Consider the following 18,356-nt stretch of genomic DNA (forward strand, 5'->3'; position numbering starts at 1 on the left):
GTCAGGAGAAGACCGGCTGGTCAACAGAAAGAGTGAAGATGCTGTCGCTCCGGCATGAACGGGATGTGGAGGCGGTTGCACCGGCGCGCACGGCGCACTTGTCCCAGAGGTGGCACCTCCCTCGGTGTCCGTGCGCCCTACCGGGGGTCGCGGGGGGCCGCTGATGATGAACGGACCGCAACAGACGACAGCGCGTTCGCACACCCCTGCCTGCCTCCGTGTCAGGTGACGTGTGCGGAGAGGAGCACACGTTGTTACTTCTGATCTCCCCGGACAGCGTCGAGGAAGCCGTCGAGTGTGCGAAGGCGGCGGAACACCTCGACATCGTGGACGTGAAGAGACCCGACGAGGGCTCGCTGGGCGCGAACTTCCCGTGGGTCATCAAAGAGATCAGGGAGGCGGTCCCCGCCGGTACACCCCTCTCCGCCACGGTGGGGGATGTGCCGTACAAGCCGGGGACCGTGGCGCAGGCGGCGCTCGGCGCGGCCGTCTCCGGAGCCACCTACATCAAGGCCGGGCTCTACGGCTGCACGACACCCGATCAGGCGATCGAGGTCATGCGCGGCGTCGTACGGGCGGTGAAGGAGTACCGGCCGGACGCCTTCGTCGTCGCCTCGGGGTATGCCGACGCCCACCGGATCGGCTGCGTCAACCCGCTCGCGCTGCCCGACATCGCCGTGCGCTCGGGCGCCGACGCGGCCATGCTCGACACCGCGATCAAGGACGGCTCACGGCTGTTCGACCACGTGCCCGCGGAAATCTGCGCCGAGTTCGTGCGCCGCGCCCACGAGGCCGAACTCCTCGCCGCTCTCGCGGGCAGCGTGAAGGTGGGTGACCTCGGCGCGCTGACCCGCATCGGCACGGACATCGTGGGGGTGCGGGGCGCGGTCTGCGAGGGAGGCGACCGCAACGCCGGGCGCATCAGGCCCGAGTTGATCGCCGCCTTCCGGGCGGAGATGGACCGGCACGCCCGGGAACACGCGGCGGCCGCTGTCGCCGCGGGCTGACCGCCGGCATGTCGAGAAAGTTCGACGCGGCGGTCCTGCGCTCCCCCGAGAGCCGGTTCACCGTCGAGAAGGTGCTGCTGCACTCGGGGCCGTCGGAGGACGAGGTGCTGGTACGGATCGCCGGCTGCGGGATGTGCCGTACCGATCTCGCGGTCCGGTGGTCGGGGGGCCGCTCGCCGCTGCCGGCGGTGCTCGGCCACGAGGGGGCCGGGACCGTGGTCGAGACCGGCGGGCCGCACACCGGCCTCAGCACCGGTGATCATGTCGTCCTCAGCTTCGACTCGTGCGGCCACTGCCGGAACTGTCTGCACGCCGCCCCCGCCTACTGCGACTCCTTCGCCTCGCTCAACCTGTTCGGAGGGCGCGCGGAGAACGCCGCCAGGTTCACGGACGCGGCGGGGGAGGCGCTGGCCCCGCGCTGGTTCGGCCAGTCCTCGTTCGCCCAGTACGCGGTGGTCCCGGCCCGCAACGCCGTACGGGTCGATCCCTCGTTGCCCGTCGAGCTGCTCGGCCCGCTCGGGTGCGGGTTCCTCACCGGCGCCGGAGCGGTCCTCAACTCCTTCGGCGCCGGGCCCGGCGAGACCGTCGTCGTCCTCGGCGCGGGAGCGGTGGGCCTCGCGGCGGTCATGGCCGCCACCGCCTCCGGGGCGGTGACCGTGGCCGTCGACCAGTACCCCGAACGGCTCGTCCTCGCCGAACGGTTCGGCGCGATCCCGCTGCCCGCCGCCACCTCCGGCCTGCCCGCCCGCATCCGGCGGCTGACCGGCGGCGGCGCCCACTACGCGCTGGACACCACGGCCGCGCCCGCCCTGATCAACGACGCGCTCACGTCCTTGCGCCCGAGGGGGCAACTCGGCCTGGTGGCACGCCTGCACACCCCTCTGCCGATCGAACCGGGAGCACTGGACCGGGGCAGGCGCCTCTCCCACATCTGCGAGGGGGACGCGGTCCCGGGCCTGCTGATCCCACGCCTGATCGGCCTGTGGCGGGCGGGCCGCTTCCCCTTCGACGAGCTGATCCGCACGTATCCGCTCGCCGACATCAACGAAGCCGAACGCGACTGCGAAGCGGGGCGCGTCGTCAAACCCGTCGTGCTGCCGCAGGAGGGGAACCGATGAGCACACATGTCGATGTCGACGGAGGAAACATGTCCGGGACCACACATCGCGTCAAAGACACCGGCGTCGCGAGGGGTGTGGGGACGACCGCGCTCCTGGTCGCCGCCGCACGGGCCATCGAGACCCACCGGCACGACAGCCTCGCCCAGGATGTCTTCGCGGAACACTTCGTGCTCGCCGCCCCCGCGTCCGCCGGGTGGCCGACCCACCTGCGGCAGGTGCCGGACGGGGACGCGAACCCTCTCTGGGGCCGCTTCGCACGCTACTTCGGCCTGCGGACACGCGTCCTCGACGACTACCTCCTCCAATCGGTGCAGGCGACGGGCGCCCGTCAGATCGTCCTCCTCGGCGCGGGCCTCGACACACGTGCCCTCCGGCTCGACTGGCCGCCCGGCAGCGTCGTCTACGAGATCGACAGGGCGGAGGTCCTGGCCTTCAAGCACGAGGTGCTCGACGGGCTCCCGGCCACCGCGCGGGCGGCGCGAGTACCGGTTCCGGCCGATCTCCGCGACGACTGGGTCACCCCGCTCACCGACGCCGGTCTCGACCCGGCCGCACCGACCGCCTGGCTGGCCGAAGGCCTGCTGTTCTACCTCCCCGCCGCCGCCGAGACCTCTCTCATCAACACGGTCGACCGGCTGAGCGCGAGCGGCAGCGCGCTGGCCTACGAGGTCAAACTCGAACCGGACCTCCTGACCTACCGCGACAGCCCCCTCTACCTCTCGACGACCGCCCAGATCGGCATCGACCTCCTGGCCCTGTTCGCGAAGGAGCCCCGCCCGGACTCCGCGCAGGCCCTCACGGCCAAGGGCTGGTCCACCTCCACTCACACCCCCTACGACTTCACGCGTCACCACGGCCGCGGCCCCCTCCCGGAGGAGAACGACGCCCTGGCGGGCAACCGCTGGGTGTTCGCGAACAAGGCTTGAGCGCATGACGCAGGCCGGACCGCCGACTGTCGTGGTCGGCGGTTACGGTCATCCGCTATGACTGAGCCCTTGCCCGACTTCCCCTATCACCCCGACCCCGTCGCCACCGGCGTGCTCGTGCCCTCCCGCGCGGCCTGCGTCTGCTGCGGGCGCGAGCGCGGCTACGTCTACACAGGGCCCGTGTACGCCGACGAGGAGCTCGACGCCCGACTGTGTCCATGGTGCATCGCGGACGGCAGCGCAGCCGAGCGGTACGACGCCCACTTCACCGGAGGAACGAGCCTGGGCGAGGGCGTGCCCCGCGAGGTCTTCGCTGCCGTCGACCGGCGCACCCCGGGCTTCGTCGCCTGGCAGGAGCCGGTGTGGTACTTCCACTGCGGTGACGGCGCCGCGTTCCTCGGCTCGCTGGACAGGGACGGGGACGCGACCGAGTACCTCTTCCGGTGCCGGGTGTGCGCGACGGAACTCGCGTACGTCGACCACTCCTAAGCCCCGGAGCAACGGGCCCGCGTGGGCCAAGATTGCAGAACCTGCATTTTTGCGTACCATGCAAGATGTGGATGTGAAGGGTGCCCCGGAAGGGGGTTGGCGGGAGCGGAAGAAGCGGGCCACTCGCGCCGCTCTCGTGGAGGCGGCGGTGCGGCTGGCCGCCGAGCACGGGGTGGAGCATGTGACCGTCGACGCGATCAGCGAGGCGGCGGGTGTGTCCCCGCGCACCTTCTTCAACTACTTCGACTCCCGCGACGAGGTCTTCGTCATGGTGGGCGCCGAGTCGAGCGCCCGCGTGCGCCGCGCCGTGCTCGACGCGCCGCCCGGACACACCGCGCTCGAGGCGCTGCGTGACGCCATGGCCCTGGAGCTGGCGGAGGTCGAGCAGCAGCAGGAGTTGTGGCAGCTCCACGCCGACGTGCTGCGCCGCTCCCCGGAGCTCCTCTCCCGCAGCCTCGGCGCCCACCTGGCCGACGAGGTCGTCCTGGCCGAGGCCATCGCCGTACGGATCGGAGCGGGCTCCCCGCTGTTCACCGACGACCGGCGCACGAGCACGCCCGCCGAGGACGAGCGGCGGCGCCGGGCCCTCGGCCTGTACCCCCGGCTGCTGGCCGCCGTCGGCGCGACGGCCTGCCGCGTCGCCGTCGAGCACTGGTGCGTACGGCAGGACGAGACCACGTTCAGCGACGTGTTCCGCGAGGTGTTCGCGCACCTGGCCGCAGGGCTGCCCGAACCCCCGGCCGCGTCCGGCGCCTCCGCCGCAGCCGCCGACTGATCAAGACGTTCCACCTGTCGCCCGGCGACGCGCGCTCGCCGCGCCCCGCCGGGCGAACCCCGCACGCGCGGACGTGACGTACGTCCGCCGTCAAATTTCGAAAGAGACGAAGTGACTGCAACAGCGGTGCCTGAAGAGGCGCCACCGACCTCCATGACCAACCGGCAGATACTCCAGGCGATGTCCGGGCTGATGGCGGGCATGTTCGTGGCCATCCTGGCCGGAACCGTCGTCGCCAACGCGCTGCCCAGGATCATCGCCGACCTCGGCGCGAGCCAGTCCTCCTACACCTGGGTCGTCACGGCGGAACTCCTCGCCATGACCGCGACCGTGCCGTTGTGGGGCAAGCTCTCCGACCTCTTCAACAAGAAGCTGCTGCTCCAGCTGTCGCTCGGCATGTTCGTGGTCGGCTCACTGCTCGCCGGTTTCTCGCACGACGTCGGCCTGCTCATCTTCAGCCGTGTCGCGCAGGGCATCGGCGCGGGCGGTCTCACGGCGCTGGCGCAGGTCGTCATGGCCGCGATCATCCCGCCGCGCCGCCTCGGCAAGTACGCGGGCATCTTCGGCGCCGTGTTCGCCGTCGGCACCGTCGCGGGCCCGCTCATCGGCGGCGTCCTGGTCGACACGTCGTGGCTGGGCTGGCGCTGGTGCTTCTTCATCGGCGTACCGTTCGCGCTGCTCGCCATCGTGCTCCTCCAGCTCACCCTGAAGCTGCCCACGGTCCGCCGCGAGGTGAAGATCGACTTCCTGGGCGCCTTCCTCATCGTCGCCGGTGTCTGCGCGCTCCTGATCTGGGTCTCCCTCGCGGGCAACCAGTTCGACTGGGCCTCGTGGCAGACCGCCGCGCTGACCGGTGGCGGAGTGCTGCTCCTCGCCGTCGCCGTCTTCGTCGAGGCGCAGGTGGCCGAGCCGGTCATCCCGCTCGGCATCTTCCGCAACCGCACGGTGTCGCTGACGACGGTGGCCAGCCTCCTCGTCGGTCTGGCCATGTTCGGCGGCACGGTGTTCCTGTCGCAGTACTTCCAGGTGGCCCTGGGCAAGTCCCCGACCGTCGCGGGCCTCATGAGCCTGCCGATGATCCTCGGCCTGCTCGTCTCCTCCACGGTCGCGGGGCAGATCATCAGCGCCACCGGCCGCTGGAAGCGGTACCTCATCGCCGGTGCCATCGCCATGACCGTCGGCCTGGCCCTCCTCTCCACCATCGACGCCGACACCCACTTCGGCCTGCTCAGCCTCTACATGGCGATTCTGGGGATCGGCGTCGGCATGCTGATGCAGAACCTCGTCCTGGCCGCGCAGAACGACGTCCCCGCGACCGAACTCGGCGCCGCCACCTCGGTGCTGTCGTTCTTCCGCAGCATGGGCGGCACCATCGGCACCAGTGTCCTCGGCGCGATCCTCGCCAACCGGGTCGCCACCGAGATGACCAAGGGCCTGGCCGCCTCCGGTGTCCCGGCCGGTGCCACGGAGGGCGGTGGCCACAGCGTCCCGGACATGACGAAGCTGCCGGCCCCGATGCGGGAGATCGTGGAGCACGCCTACGGAATCGCCACCGGTGACCTCTTCCTCGTGGCCACGCCCTTCGCGCTGCTCGCCCTGATCGCCGTGGTCTTCATCAAGGAGAAGCCGCTGAAGGACACGAGCGGCATGGAGCGCTTGGCCGAAGAGGCCGACACCACCACACCGGCAGCTCCGGTCGCCTGATCACACAGAGCCCCGGACCGGCACAGCCCCGGGGGCGGACGGTTCGCCGTCCGTCCCCGGGGCACTCTCGTGCGCGGGCCGCTGCGTGTCATCCCTCTCGCCCTCACCGTCGGAGACCACGGCGAAGATCATCCGGACCAGCGACTTCACGCTCCTCAAGGGGCACAGCGCCGACCTCGAACAGGGCATGGCAGGAGTCTCGGTGAAGAACCCCGACATGGCCTGGAACGGCGGCGACGCGTTCGCGGCCATGAAGGGGCGCGGCGCCGACATCCGGAAGGGGGCGTCGCCGAAGACCTGCGCGAAAGCGCTCGAGAACCCGCGGTCGACGCGTCGGATGGTCTACGGCCTGGAGGGGAGCTGGTTCTCCAGGCCGGCCGGCGCAAACCATCTGCCGGCCGTCGAGTGGCTGTGTCTCGGGAACGGCGGGAACCGGAACCGCTACCCCTACATCGTCCGGGTCACGGCCGCTCCCGCTGACGGCCAGTCGGCCGTACACACATAGCCGGCCCCACCCGCGCAACGCGGCAGGGATGCGCACGGCGTGGTTGTGCGGTGGACTGCGGGGGGAGGTGTGCCGGGCGCGGCGCTCCTCCCGGGACCGGTACCGAGGCCCGACGGGGAGTGACAACTGTGCCTGGTGAGCTCGCAGGGCTTGATGCGCTGCTGAAAGCCGCGGAGGACGCCGCGCCCGTCGAGTCGGTGGACGTGGTCGCCCGCATCCTGGGGCGGCGGTTCGGTGCGGACGAGGTGTCGTTCCTGTTCCTGGACGTGGTCGGCCAGGAAGTGGTGCGGCTGCCACGGGCCGGCACGGCGACGCAGCCGCGCGGCGAGGCGGAGCGGATGAGGCTGCCGGGCAGCCGGTACGAGCACGTGCTGCGCACCCAGGAACTGCTCCAGGAGGACGAGGAGCGGGAGCGGGGCGAGGGCGGGCAGCGGTACCGGCTCGTGGCGCCGGTGACGAACCGCGGCGACTGCATCGGCGTCCTGGAACTGATCGTGCCGCGCGTGGACGACGTCGTGCGGGACGCGGTGGCTCAGGCCGCGCACGCGCTCGCGTACGTCGTGGTGACCGACCGGCGCTTCACCGACCTGTACCACTGGGGCGGCCGCACGTCGGGCATGAGTCTGGCCGCCGAGATCCAGCACCAGCTGCTGCCGACGGCGGCCACCTGCGAGGCGGCCCAGTTCACCCTGGCCTGCGGTCTCGCACCGGCCGACGACGTGGGCGGCGACACCTACGATTACAGCCTCGACCAGGGCAGCCTGCACCTGTCCATCACCGACGCGATGGGCCACGACACCGGTTCCGCGCTCCTCGCCACGCTCACCGTCAACGCCTTGCGGCAGTCCCGGCGCTCGGACGGCGGCGTACTGGAGCAGGCGTACGCCGCGCACGAGGCGCTCACGGAGCACGCCCGCGGCATGACGACAGGACAGCTGTTCTGCGTGTCGCTGCAGACAGGTGAGTGCCACATCGTCAACGCCGGTCATCCGTGGCCGCTGCTGCTGCGCGACGGCCGGGTCCAGGAGTTGCCGCTCACGGTCAACCTGCCGTTCGGCGTCCCTGCTCCGGTCAGCTACGAGGTGCAGCGGTTCCAGTTCGAGCCGGGTGACCGTCTCGTCCTGCTCACGGACGGGATGCGTGAGCGGGAGAGCGCCGACATCGACCTGCCCGGCATCCTGCTGGCCACGGCGGACGACCATGCGCGGGAGGCGGTACGGGCGCTGATCGACGCGGTGCACGAGGTGTGCCGCACGGGGCTGCCCGACGACGCCACCGTCATGGTCCTGGACTGGCAGGGCAGCCGCTCGGGCCGCCGTGACACCGACGCGGGGTCGGACGCGTGAGGCGGCCCGCGCTCAGGACGTACCGCGCGCACGTGCCGCGGGACACACGGGACCGGGCGCTGGTGCGCTTAAGTGCGCGCTGACATGGGGCGGTTGAGCGGCCGCACCGCCCGGTACCAGGTGGACATCGAGAGGGAGGCCGGGTGGCGGGCGGGCCATGGCGCTGCCGGTCCCGCTGGAGTGCTGTGAGGTCGGTGTCGCTGTTCGGTGCGGCTGATCGATGCCGTTGTTCACAACGCTGCGTCAAGTGAGCGTTGCCGTATGTGTTTTGTGCGGGTCGAGTGCAGAAATGGCCGATATTTTTCAGCTCAAACTTTGAAACAGTCACAGGAAGGTCACTAAGGTCGGGCTCGGGCCTCCTCAAGATCACGTGCACGAGGTGCGTGGCGGGGGAGGACACCGTCCGTGAGAGGTTCCGCGGGCGGCAGGAAAGAAGGAGCTCGCCTCCGTGGCGTCCCACCGTCGACCCAAGCAGCCCAGCCGCGCACGTGTGACCGTGCTCACCGCGACCGCGACCGCCGCCGTGGCCCTGTCCGCACAGGGCGCGAACGCGGCCCCCAAGCCCACCAAGACCGAGGTCAAGGCGCAGGTCGACAAGCTCTACGCGGAGGCGGAGCGGGCCACCAACCAGTACGACGGGGCCAAGGAGAAGCAGGAGAAGCTGGAGGAGGAGATCGGCCGGCTCCAGGACAAGGTCGCCCGCGAGCAGGGTGAGCTCAACGAACTGCGCACGGGCCTCGGCGCGATGGCCAGCGAGCAGTACCGCTCCGGCGGCATCGACCCCTCGGTCCAGCTCTTCCTCTCCGCCGACCCGGACGACTATCTCGACAAGGCGTCCACGCTCGACTCCCTCTCCGCGCAGCAGCTGGAGTCGCTGAAGCAGGTGCAGGCCAAGCAGCGCGAGCTGGCCCAGGAGCGCTCGGAGGCCGCGGAGAAGCTCAAGGACCTCGCCGCCACCCGCACCGAACTCGGCAAGAAGAAGACCGAGATCCAGGGCAAGCTCAGCAAGGCGCAGAAGCTCCTCAACACCCTCACCGCCGCCGAGCGCCGGCAGATGGCCGAGGAGGACGAGCGCGCCAGCCGCTCCGCCACGACCCGGGTCGAACTCGGCAAGGAAGTGGCCGCCTCCGGGCTCGGCGCCGCCGCCCTGAACGCCGCCGCCTCCCAGATCGGCAAGCCCTACCTCCGCGGCGGCACGGGCCCCAACTCCTACGACTGCTCGGGTCTCACGCAGTGGGCGTACGCGCAGGCCGGCGCCCACATATCGCGGGTCACGTACACGCAGGTCAACGAGGGCCCGCACATCGGCATGAGCCAGCTCAAGCCCGGCGACCTCGTCTTCTTCAACAACACCGAGCACGTCGGCCTCTACGCGGGCAACGGTCAGGTGCTGCACGCGCCGTACCCGGGGACCGTGGTGCGCTACGAGTCGATGAGCACGATCGGCAGCTTCCAGTTCGGCGTCCGCGTCAACGGCTGATCGGCCCGCGCAACGTCATACGTACAACGCGCAACGTCATACGTACAACCGCTCAACGTTGACTGGCCCCCGCGACGTCATACGTACAACCGGGCCTCTCGCAGGAGTTCACTCATCCGCTCGGCGGCCCGCACGGAGGCGTCGCCGCAGCAATTGTTGAACAGCACGTGCACCCGCTCGACCTGTCCGGCGAGCTCCCGCAGCCGCGGCAGCCACCCGGACAGTTCGCCGTCGTCATACGTGTGCCGGAAGCGGTCCTCCTTGCTGCCGCGCCCCCAGGACGCGCTGCGCCCGTGGAACCGCACGACGGTGAGGCGCGGATCGCCGACCGGCGTGACCGGGGGCACGGAGGACGGCAGACCCTGCGCCATGTCGACGGCGACTGCGGCCATGCCGAGGTCCGCGAGGCGCGCACAGGTCGCCTCGGCCTGCCCGGCACGCCACCAGTCCGGGTGCCGGAACTCCACGGCGACGGGCCAGCCTTCGGTGCGCCGCGCGGTCCGCTGGAGGACCCGCTCGGCCCGTTCGCCGGGCCGCAGCCACGGCGGGAACTGGAACAGCACACTGCCGAGCCGCCCGGTCTCCCGCAACGGTGCGACGGCGTCGGCGAAGCGCGCCCACACCTCGTCGAGTACGCCCTCGTCACCGGAGTCCGGCGGCAGCCCGTCCGGCATCACCGCGGCGCGGGTCGGATGCCCGGTCAGCAGCGAGAACGCCTTCACGTCGAAGGTGAACCCGTCCGGGGTGCGCTCGGCCCACAACCGGCTGACCCGTTCCTGGGGCAGGGCGTAGTACGACGCGTCCGCCTCGACGACCGGGAACCGTCCGGCGTAGTACCGCAGCCGCCCCTCGGCGTCCCGGTGCCCCCTCGGATACCAGCCGCTGCGCACCAGCGCCGGGTCCGTCCACGAGCAGGTGCCCACGAATATGTCGCCCATGGCGCTCCAGTACCCGGGGATCGTGAGTCCGTGCATGGGCTCTCGCGGCGGCGCTGGTCAACGCGGGTCGGCAGCTCACCTGTTCGGCTGACGTGCTCGGACGCCGCGCATGGCTCGGGGGCCGCCCGTGCCGGGTGCCGCATGATCGGGAACCTTCCCCGTCCTCCCCGTCGAAAGGTGTCACCTTCATGGGAACCCGGTTCACCGATGTCGTGCTGCCTCCTGTGTTCTGTCCGCTGGAGTCCGCGATCCATCCCCATGTGCGTGAGGTCGACGCGCGCGCCGCGGAGTGGATCGACGGCAGCGAGATGTTCGCGTCGCAGCGCGAGAAGTCGTGGGTCAGGGCGTCACACGGAGCCGACTTCTATGGCAGGTTCGCCCCCGTCGCCGATGACGACCGGCTGTTCGCCGCCGTCCTGTGGGTGCACTGGGGCTTCGCCTTCGACGACGCGCGCTGTGACAGCGGACCGCTGAGCAGCCGCCCCGCCCAGTTCAACGCGCTGGCCGGACAGGTGCAGCGGGCCTGCGAGACCGACCGGGCGCAACCCGAGGACCGCTACGCCCGCGCGCTGCAGGACATCATGCGGCGCATCCGGGCTTTCGCCCCGCCCGCACAGGTCGCCCGCTTCGTCCACGCCCACCGGGCGTGGCTGTCCGGGGTGGCCTGGCAGATCGGCAACCAGGCCGCGGGCCGGATGCCGGGCCTCGACGAGTTCCTGACGATGCGACTGCTCTCGGCGGGCGGCCACCCGACCTTCGGCCTGCTGGAAGTGGTCACCGGGGCCGAGGTGCCCGACCGGGAACTCCACCGGCCCGCGGTGCAGGCGCTGACCGAGATGGCCATCATGGTGGCCTCGCTCGACAACGACCGCCACTCCCTGCGCAAGGAACTCCACCGCGGCCAGGCCGACCAGAACATCTACACCGTCCTGACGGCCGCCCGCGACCTCCCCCTTCAGAACGCGGTCGACGAGGCCACCGCCCTGCGCGACCGCATCATGCGCCGCTTCCTCGAACTCCACGACCGCGTACGGCCGACCGCCGGCGCGGACCTGGCGACCTACCTCCAGGGCCTCCGCTACGGCGTGCGGGGCAACAACGAATGGGGGCTGCGCGTACCCCGCTACCTCAGCGAGGGCCGCTGGCCGCGGGAGAGGGAGAACACCTGCCTCGACTGGGCGGACGCCCCGTGCGACCTGCGGCCGGGGCCGGTGGAGGGGGCACCGTCCGTTGCGTGGTGGTGGGATCGGGAGCTGGCCTGAGGGGCGGGGGTTCGGCGCTGGCGGTTGACGGGCGAGGGTGCTGACGGCGGGGCGGTCCGAGGCCGCCCCGGCGCCCCACCGCGCTGTCACCTGTCGCACCGTCGCCCTGTCGCCTCGTGGCGCCATGACCCCGTCGCGCCGCTGCCACGTCGGCCCCGTCAACACGTCGGCCCGCTGTGCCGTCGGCCGGTCGGCCTGTCACCCGTCGACCAGTCGCCGGTCGGCCGGTCGGCCTGTGCGCCTGTGGGGCCGTCGGCCCGGCGCGACATCCGTCAGGAATCCCGCTGGATCATCGCCGACGCGATCTCCTGGAGCTGGCGGTACGCGTCGGCGGTGGGCCGTGCCCAGGACAGTGCCCGCAGCGCCCCGGCCAGCTGGCGGCGCGCCTCCTCCTCGGCCGCCTGGCGTCCGCCCGCCTTCTCCACGAGGTCCCGGGCGCGCGCCACGTCCTCCTCGTCGAGCGCGTGCGGTGACTCGTAGAGGGAGCGGAGCTCGTCGGCCGCCGAGTCCGTGCCCGCCAGCGCGGCCACCACGGGCAGCGACTTCTTGCGCGCGGCGAGGTCGGAGCCGACCGGTTTGCCGCTGCGCGCGCTGCGCCCCCAGATGCCGAGCACGTCGTCCGCGCACTGGAACGCGACGCCGAGCCGGTTGCCGAACTCCCGCAGTCCGCTGACCCGTTCACCGTCGGCCCCGGCCAGCACCCCGCCCAGCGCACAGGCGCAGCCCATGAGCGAGCCGGTCTTGCCCGCCGCCATGGCCAGGTACTGCTCGACGGACACGGACTCGTCGAGGGCCCCTTCGAGGGCCACGTCGGCGGACTGCCCCGCGACCAACTCCCGCAGGCAGCCGAGGAGTTCCGTCACGGCCGCGGACGAGCGCGCGGGCGCGTCGGAGACCGCCCGCACCGCCGCGACCAGCAGGGCGTCGCCGGTCAGCACCGCGGCGGAGGTGCCGAACACCGACCACGCGGCGGGACGGTGGCGGCGCTGTGCGTCGCCGTCGATGACGTCGTCGTGCAGCAGGGTGAAGTCGTGCACCAGCTCCACGGCCACGGCCCCGGGCAGCGCCTGACACACCTCGCCGCCCACGGCCGTCGCGGCCAGCAGCGTCAGCGCGGGCCGCACCGCCTTGCCCTGCCGTCGCGGCGCCGGGACGGGCGTGCCGTCCGCCTCGTTCCAGCCGCGGTGATAGCCGGCCACGCGGCCCTCCGGCGCCGGAAGCTCGGCCACGGCCCGCCGCAGGGCAGGGACGAGCAGTGCGTCAACCCAGCCAAGACGCGGGAACGTGCCGCGTGCGGCCGGATCGGTGAGTTGCGCCATGCGCTACTCCTCTTGAGGGGAACAGGGTTGGCGTCAGTCAACCCATAGCCACCCGGCACCGTGCGACGCAGCACGCGCCGCACAAGAAGGATCACTGGAGCGACCCCTGAACTCATACGGTTCATCTCATCCGGTTCATCCGATTCATACCGCTTCATTCCTGCAGGTCATGTCATTCCAGGGGTGCCGACGCATCGCGCTGATGGCCGCGGCGGGCGTCGCGGTCGAAGATGCCGATGATCTCGCACGGCCCGCCGTCGGCCCCGATCGCGTGCGGCAGCATCGTGGGGAACTCGGCGGCCTGGTTCGTCTCGACGCGGAAGCGCCGGTTGCCCAGCATGAGGACGGCGGTGCCGGACAGGACCACCAGCCATTCGCGGCCCGGGTGGGCACGCATCCGCGCGGGGTTGTCGGGCGGCGGCTCGGTCATCCGCTGCCGCATGACACTCATGCCGGGATCGCCCTTGATGGGCCAGCGCATCAGACTGTGCGCGGCGTCGATGGTGGGGCTGACGACGACATCGTCCGCGGCGGTCTCCACGAGCTGGTCCAGGGTGGTGTCCAGGGCGCGGGCGAGAGTGACGAGCTGATCGAGCGCGAGGCGCCGCTGCCCGTTCTCGATGCGGCTCAGTGAGGACTGGCTGAGGTGGGCGCGCCCGGCCAGCTCCTCCAGCGACCAGCCCTGGGCGACACGCAGGGCGCGGATCCGTTTGCGTACGAGGCTGTCGAGGTCGCCAACTTCTTGCGTCATGCGCAACATCGTATGCCTGCCCCGCAAAGCGCGCCTACCGTCGAGCGAGCGGCCCGATCCGGCCCGCGGTGACCCGGTCCGGGACCACGAGACACGTATGACGAAAGGGCGGTGACACATGCCCGCGCAGACTTTCCGTCACGGGAGCGACGGCTACGCGAGTGCCCGCTACGCGAGCGACGCCTACGAAACTGACCGCCTGCCCAGCGAGACGGTGGACGCGCCGGTGATCGGCGGCGGCGCCGCAGGCCTGAACGGGGCGCTCATGCCGGCCCGCTCGCGCCGTTCCGTCGTAGTGATCGACAGCGACACACCCCGCGACGCACCTGCCGCCGCGATGCACGGCTTCATCGCCCTGGACGGCACCTACGCCTACGTATCCGAGGAGAACTAAATGAGTGACCTGCAGCCTTCCCGCGAGCGGGCCGTACCGGTCGGTGGCGAGGGAACGCCGGACGCGCGGCAACTGCGTACGATCCTGACCGCCGTCTCGGTCGCGCTGATGGCCGTCATCGCGTCGGTGTCCGGGCTGAACGTCGCCCAGACCCACATGGCCGTGGAGTTCGACGCCACGCAGAGCACCGTTCTGTGGATCGTCAACATCTACACCCTCGCGCTGGCCGCGCTGCTGCTGCCGCTGGGCGCGATCGGCGACCGGCTGGGCCGCAAACCCATGTTGCTCGCCGGCCTGGTGGTGTTCGGCACCGCCAATGTCGTGGCGGGCTTCGCCCCCTCCGTCGGAGTGATGATCGCGGCGCGCGTCGCCGCGGGTGTCGGCGCCGCGACGATCATGCCGATCACGCTGGCCGTCATCACCTCCACCTTCCCCGAGGAACAGCGGGGCCGGGCGATCGGGGTGTGGACCGGCGTCGCGGGAGGCGGTGGCATTCTCGGTATGTTCCTCTCCGCACTCCTCGTCGATGTCGCCGACTGGCGCTGGCTGTTTCTCCTGCCTGTCGTCCTGGTGGGCGTGGCACTGGCGATGACGCTGCGATCGGTGCCGAACTCGCGTGAGCGGGCGGCGCATCCCTTCGACACGGTGGGTGCGGTGCTGTCGGCCGTCGCGGTCATCGGCCTGATCTTCGTGCTCCAGGAAGGGCCCGAGCGCGGCTGGACCGCGCCGGTGACTCTCGGTGCCTTGGTGGTCGGCGTCGTGGCCGCGGGCGCTTTCATCGCCTGGGAACTGCGTCGGCGTGCTGCCTCGCTGCTCGATGTGCGGTTGTTCCGTGAGCGCGGCTTGGCGAGCGGATCGGTCACCCTGCTGATCGTCTTCGGCGTCCAGGCGGGTATCGCTGTGGTCCTCTTCCCGTTCTTCCAGGCCGTCCTGGGCTGGTCGGGCCTGCTGTCCACCGTGGCGATGATGCCGATGGCGGTCATGATGATGCTGACGTCGGGCCTGGCCCCGAAGCTGGCCGCCAGGATCGGCGCCCGCTCCACCATGAGCGTGGGGGTGGCCGTGGCCGGGGTCGGTCTGGCGCTGATGGCCCTGTTCGTCTCCGTCAGCGGCGGATACCTGTCCATCCTGGCCGGGATGCTCGCGATGGGCATCGGCATGGGCCTGTCGATGACACCGTCCACGGAGGCGATCACCGGCTCCCTGCCCCGCGCCCAGCAGGGTGTGGCCTCCGCCCTCAACGACGTCACACGCGAGTTCGGCACGGCTCTCGGCGTCGCGATGCTGGGAGCCCTGCTGTCGGCGGGCTACCGCAGCGCGATGGACGACCGCCTTACGGGCATCCCGAGCGAAGCCGCGAACCCCGCGCGCGACGGAATGGCCAACGCGGTCGAGGCAGCACCCCGAGCCGGCACACACGCGCAGGACCTGCTCGATGCGGCCCAACAGTCGTTCGTACACGGCTGGCAGCAGGCCATGTGGGTGGGTGCGGCGGTCATGGGCGGGTTGCTGATGTACGTGGTTCTGCGAGGCCCGGCGAACGTCACGGGCCGGATGGAGACCGCAGGCGTCCAAGCCGATACCGACGTGCCGGTCATCGCGAAGTCGGGACAGCGACAGTAGCGGAAGGCGATGTTCACTACGATCGGCGACGTGACACCCACCGGACACATGTCGCCGATCCCGATCGCCCCGGCCGGCCTGAGTGACAGGGCGACGAGGTTCGTCGAGGTGGACGGCATCAGTCTCCCTCGGCAGGACGTGATCCCGCACCGCGCGACGTGGATCGAGCACGGGATCCCCGCCGGCGAGATCGACCGGGCCATGGCCTTCCAGTCCCGCTGGGGCGGCCTCGCCCTGCCACCGGCCCCCTTCTACGAGGGAGGCCCGCGCGTCCTGGACGCCGATTGTCCCGAGAGTGCGCCGGGGGAGGGCTGGTCGTTCCCGGCGGGGGACTGCCGGGTGTCCATGGCCTACGGGTTCATGATCGGCCCCGACGGGGCGTTCGGGATCGACGCCTACCGGTGGACGCCGCTCCATGCCAGTACGGACGGATGGGTGGAGGCCCTGGCGCTCGCCGCGCACGCGCGTCGCTGGGCAAGGACCGTCACGAGGATCACCGGCGAGGCGGTCGAGGCACTGGACCTCGGCGGTTTCGAGCCGGTGCCCGAAGTGCGGGGTGTGACCGACACCTGGTGGCGGGGCGTTCATGCCCACGGGGCGGGTGCGGAATCCGGCTGGCGGTCAGGACGGACGGCGGCGGCCCCGTCGACGTTGGGGGATCACCGTCCGCTCCGGCTGCATCTCGACCTCTACCTCCACCTCGACCTCACCGGCGAAGTCGACCTGCTGGTAGACCGGCGCCTGGAACAGGTTCTGCCACTGCGGTTTGACCCCTGCCGCACCCGGCCGGGCCACCGTCTCGACGCGCCGCTCCTGCATTGCCTCACGCATGCACACACACCTCACTCACCTACGAACACAGCACCTGCGGACCACTTCACGCGGGGCCGGACTGAACTGCAGCCTCCCTACCAATGTCCTGTCAGCCCGCCCGACTAACCTCCCCGGCGTGACTTAATGCGGCCGGCTCCGCATCAGACCGGTTGTGCTGAGCGCGACGAGGTGTCGGGCTGTTCCGGCCGGGTCGATGAGCTGGTGGAGGTGTGCGCCGGGCAGGTGGGCGACGCGCCAGCCGCGTTCGCGCGCGTCCTCGGCGGCGGTGTCGTAGGGAGGGCCGAACAGCAGGTAGGAGCAGGGGTGGTCGTCCCAGCCGTCGGGGACGGGGACGCGCTGCTCGTAGTAGGAGAGCGGCAGGGTGGGCTGTTCCGCGATGACGGCCCGGCGCGTCTCCGGGTCGTCGAACATGGGGGCGACGTCCGCCTCGTCCCACCAGTCGGTCCAGCGCGGCAGCCGGCCGCGCACCGCCTTCGGGCGCAGAAACGCCAGCAGCTCCGGCGGGGCGACCGGCGTCGGTCCGACCCGGGCGGGCAGCGCGGCGTCGACGAAGACGGAGCCGGTCACCGGATGGCCGAGGCCGGATCGGATCGACGGCAGGAACAGCCCCGCGTTGCTGTGTACCACCAGCGTGAGCGGGGTGGAGAGGGGAACCCGCCGCAGCCCCTCGCGGACGGCGTCCACAACGCCGGGCCAGAACGGCGGCTCACCTGTGCCGATGTGCAGCAGGGACGGCACACACACCTGATGGCCCCCGGCCGTCAGGTGTGCGGCGACCGGGCGCCATGTGGCGGGACCCACGGACGGGCTGTGCACGAGAACGAAGAGCGGTGGCTGCATGGGGCCATGGTGGCGGCTGCTCCATGCCGGGCGGGCCGGTCTCGGCTGTCAGCAGAACAGAGGTGTCTGGACAGTCAGTGACTCGAGGAAGAACTGAGGTGATATGTGCTCAGCTCTTCCTCAATTCCCTTCCCCCTCGGCGGTCCCTCTACGATGATCAATTCACGAGTCATCGGTCGGAAGGGACGGTCACATGGCCAAAGCGGTGCGTGCGTCGCTGGGGGAGATGTGGATTTCCTGCCAGGTGTGCAAGAGCGACCTCTTCCGTGAGCGAGGGGTGAAACTCAACAGCACGGGCGGTGAGTTGTTCAACCTGGCCTGGGCGGACGAGACCGCTACGGGACTCATCTGCTGGCATTGCGGTTTCGTGCATCTCTTCGTCAACCGGAACATCAAACTGCACCGCGCTCAGGACTGACCGAGGTCCGAGTAGGAGGAGAACGGGTCAGGTCGGTCAGGAAGTCGTCCAGCAGTGTGATCTGACGGTCGGGCGGAAACGCCTCCGGCGCGAACAACGCCTGGACCACCAGCCCGAGCACGAACGACTGAGCCTTGGCCGCGATGTCCGCCGGGTCGCCCGGCGGCAGTTCGCCGAGTTCCTGGGCGGCGGCCACCCGCTCGGCCAGCCGCTCCCGGCTCCCGCCGTACTTCCGGGCGTAGTCGGCGCTCAGTACGGGATCGGAGAGGGCGGCGTCCCAGGACGAGACCCAGATCCGGTTGCTGTCGGTGGCCTCGGGGGTCAGCGGCAGGATGTCGAGCAGTGCGGCTCTGAAGGCGGCCAGGCCCGCGCCCGCCTCGCGTCGGGGGCGCGCGATCGTGCGCTGTTCGAGCAGGTCGAGCGCGTACTCCACCAAAGCCCGCTTGGTCGGGAAGTAGTGCGTCAGCAGACCGGTCGTCGCCCCGAGCTCGGCGGCGACCGCCCGCAACGTCAGACCGGCGAAGCCGCGCGCGGCCATGACCTGCCAGACGGCCGCGGAGACGTCGCGTCGCCGGGCCTCGTGATCTCCCTTGGTGCGTGGCATGCCGCCACGGTACATTGCCG

The 18,356-nt window shown here is 71.0% G+C and carries 17 protein-coding genes and 2 pseudogenes; 14 read left to right on the forward strand and 5 right to left on the reverse strand.

The genetic code is table 11. From position 1 onward, the window contains the following. Positions 1 to 251 precede the first annotated feature (251 nt). From N5I75_RS35965 to N5I75_RS36005, 9 genes are all read left to right on the forward strand, one after another. Positions 252 to 1,007: a (5-formylfuran-3-yl)methyl phosphate synthase gene (locus N5I75_RS35965; RefSeq protein ID WP_476684360.1), complete on the forward strand. Its 756-nt coding sequence runs from the start codon at positions 252 to 254 to the stop codon at positions 1,005 to 1,007. Positions 1,008 to 1,015: 8 nt separating this feature from the next. Then, entirely contained in the window at positions 1,016 to 2,125 is a 1,110-nt protein-coding gene (locus tag N5I75_RS35970) for an NAD(P)-dependent alcohol dehydrogenase (RefSeq protein ID WP_476684361.1), read from the forward strand. A 29-nt stretch (positions 2,126 to 2,154) separates the two neighbouring features. Further along, positions 2,155 to 3,054 (forward strand): class I SAM-dependent methyltransferase, encoded by a 900-nt coding sequence (locus N5I75_RS35975; RefSeq protein ID WP_476684362.1) that lies wholly within the window; start codon positions 2,155 to 2,157, stop codon positions 3,052 to 3,054. Positions 3,055 to 3,111: 57 nt separating this feature from the next. Next, complete coding sequence (locus tag N5I75_RS35980) at positions 3,112 to 3,543, forward strand: CbrC family protein (protein WP_476684363.1); 432 nt, start codon at positions 3,112 to 3,114, stop codon at positions 3,541 to 3,543. 58 nt (positions 3,544 to 3,601) lie between these two features. Continuing rightward, positions 3,602 to 4,318, forward strand: a complete 717-nt coding sequence (locus tag N5I75_RS35985; protein ID WP_476684364.1) for a TetR/AcrR family transcriptional regulator — start codon at positions 3,602 to 3,604, stop codon at positions 4,316 to 4,318. A gap of 153 nt (positions 4,319 to 4,471) precedes the next feature. After that, a complete protein-coding gene (locus tag N5I75_RS35990; RefSeq protein WP_476684365.1) occupies positions 4,472 to 6,022 on the forward strand; it encodes an MFS transporter in 1,551 nt (516 codons plus the stop codon). An 85-nt stretch (positions 6,023 to 6,107) separates the two neighbouring features. Next, on the forward strand, positions 6,108 to 6,527 hold the full coding sequence (locus N5I75_RS35995; RefSeq protein ID WP_476684366.1) for a hypothetical protein: 420 nt from the start codon (positions 6,108 to 6,110) through the stop codon (positions 6,525 to 6,527). A gap of 128 nt (positions 6,528 to 6,655) precedes the next feature. Further along, positions 6,656 to 7,873 (forward strand): PP2C family protein-serine/threonine phosphatase, encoded by a 1,218-nt coding sequence (locus N5I75_RS36000; protein ID WP_476684367.1) that lies wholly within the window; start codon positions 6,656 to 6,658, stop codon positions 7,871 to 7,873. 448 nt (positions 7,874 to 8,321) lie between these two features. Next, a complete protein-coding gene (locus N5I75_RS36005) occupies positions 8,322 to 9,353 on the forward strand; it encodes a C40 family peptidase (protein WP_476684368.1) in 1,032 nt (343 codons plus the stop codon). A 77-nt stretch (positions 9,354 to 9,430) separates the two neighbouring features. Here N5I75_RS36005 and N5I75_RS36010 read toward each other — a convergent pair whose 3' ends face one another. Continuing rightward, positions 9,431 to 10,291 (reverse strand): DUF72 domain-containing protein, encoded by an 861-nt coding sequence (locus tag N5I75_RS36010; RefSeq protein WP_476684369.1) that lies wholly within the window; start codon positions 10,289 to 10,291, stop codon positions 9,431 to 9,433. Between the two features lie 188 nt (positions 10,292 to 10,479). Here N5I75_RS36010 and N5I75_RS36015 point away from each other — a divergent pair, with 188 nt between their 5' ends. After that, positions 10,480 to 11,553 (forward strand): terpene synthase family protein, encoded by a 1,074-nt coding sequence (locus N5I75_RS36015; RefSeq protein WP_476684370.1) that lies wholly within the window; start codon positions 10,480 to 10,482, stop codon positions 11,551 to 11,553. A gap of 272 nt (positions 11,554 to 11,825) precedes the next feature. Here N5I75_RS36015 and N5I75_RS36020 read toward each other — a convergent pair whose 3' ends face one another. Both N5I75_RS36020 and N5I75_RS36025 read right to left on the reverse strand, forming a co-directional pair. Continuing rightward, positions 11,826 to 12,872 (reverse strand): polyprenyl synthetase family protein, encoded by a 1,047-nt coding sequence (locus tag N5I75_RS36020; protein ID WP_476684371.1) that lies wholly within the window; start codon positions 12,870 to 12,872, stop codon positions 11,826 to 11,828. Between the two features lie 172 nt (positions 12,873 to 13,044). After that, on the reverse strand, positions 13,045 to 13,623 hold the full coding sequence (locus tag N5I75_RS36025) for a helix-turn-helix domain-containing protein (protein ID WP_476684372.1): 579 nt from the start codon (positions 13,621 to 13,623) through the stop codon (positions 13,045 to 13,047). Positions 13,624 to 13,741: 118 nt separating this feature from the next. On the opposite strand from N5I75_RS36025, the pseudogene N5I75_RS36030 reads away from it, so the two are divergent. The 3 genes and pseudogenes from N5I75_RS36030 to N5I75_RS36040 all read left to right on the forward strand — a co-directional run. Continuing rightward, positions 13,742 to 13,990 (forward strand): annotated as a pseudogene (locus tag N5I75_RS36030) (FAD-binding protein); the annotation flags it as partial. 27 nt (positions 13,991 to 14,017) lie between these two features. Next, positions 14,018 to 15,640 carry an MFS transporter gene (locus tag N5I75_RS36035; RefSeq protein WP_476684373.1) on the forward strand — a complete coding sequence of 541 codons (1,623 nt, stop codon included), beginning with the start codon at positions 14,018 to 14,020 and terminating at the stop codon, positions 15,638 to 15,640. A 48-nt stretch (positions 15,641 to 15,688) separates the two neighbouring features. After that, positions 15,689 to 16,222: pseudogene (locus N5I75_RS36040) on the forward strand (hypothetical protein); the annotation flags it as partial. Between the two features lie 372 nt (positions 16,223 to 16,594). On the opposite strand, the gene N5I75_RS36045 reads toward N5I75_RS36040, so the two are convergent. Then, a complete protein-coding gene (locus N5I75_RS36045; protein WP_476684374.1) occupies positions 16,595 to 17,314 on the reverse strand; it encodes an alpha/beta hydrolase in 720 nt (239 codons plus the stop codon). A 193-nt stretch (positions 17,315 to 17,507) separates the two neighbouring features. Here N5I75_RS36045 and N5I75_RS36050 point away from each other — a divergent pair, with 193 nt between their 5' ends. Continuing rightward, positions 17,508 to 17,732 carry a hypothetical protein gene (locus tag N5I75_RS36050; protein WP_476684375.1) on the forward strand — a complete coding sequence of 75 codons (225 nt, stop codon included), beginning with the start codon at positions 17,508 to 17,510 and terminating at the stop codon, positions 17,730 to 17,732. Here the strand turns inward: N5I75_RS36050 and N5I75_RS36055 are convergent. Further along, positions 17,707 to 18,336: a TetR/AcrR family transcriptional regulator gene (locus N5I75_RS36055; RefSeq protein ID WP_476684376.1), complete on the reverse strand. Its 630-nt coding sequence runs from the start codon at positions 18,334 to 18,336 to the stop codon at positions 17,707 to 17,709. The two genes, N5I75_RS36050 and N5I75_RS36055, sit on opposite strands and share 26 nt — an antisense overlap. Positions 18,337 to 18,356: the final 20 nt, after the last annotated feature.

This window comes from Streptomyces sp. R818 (assembly GCF_056172735.1).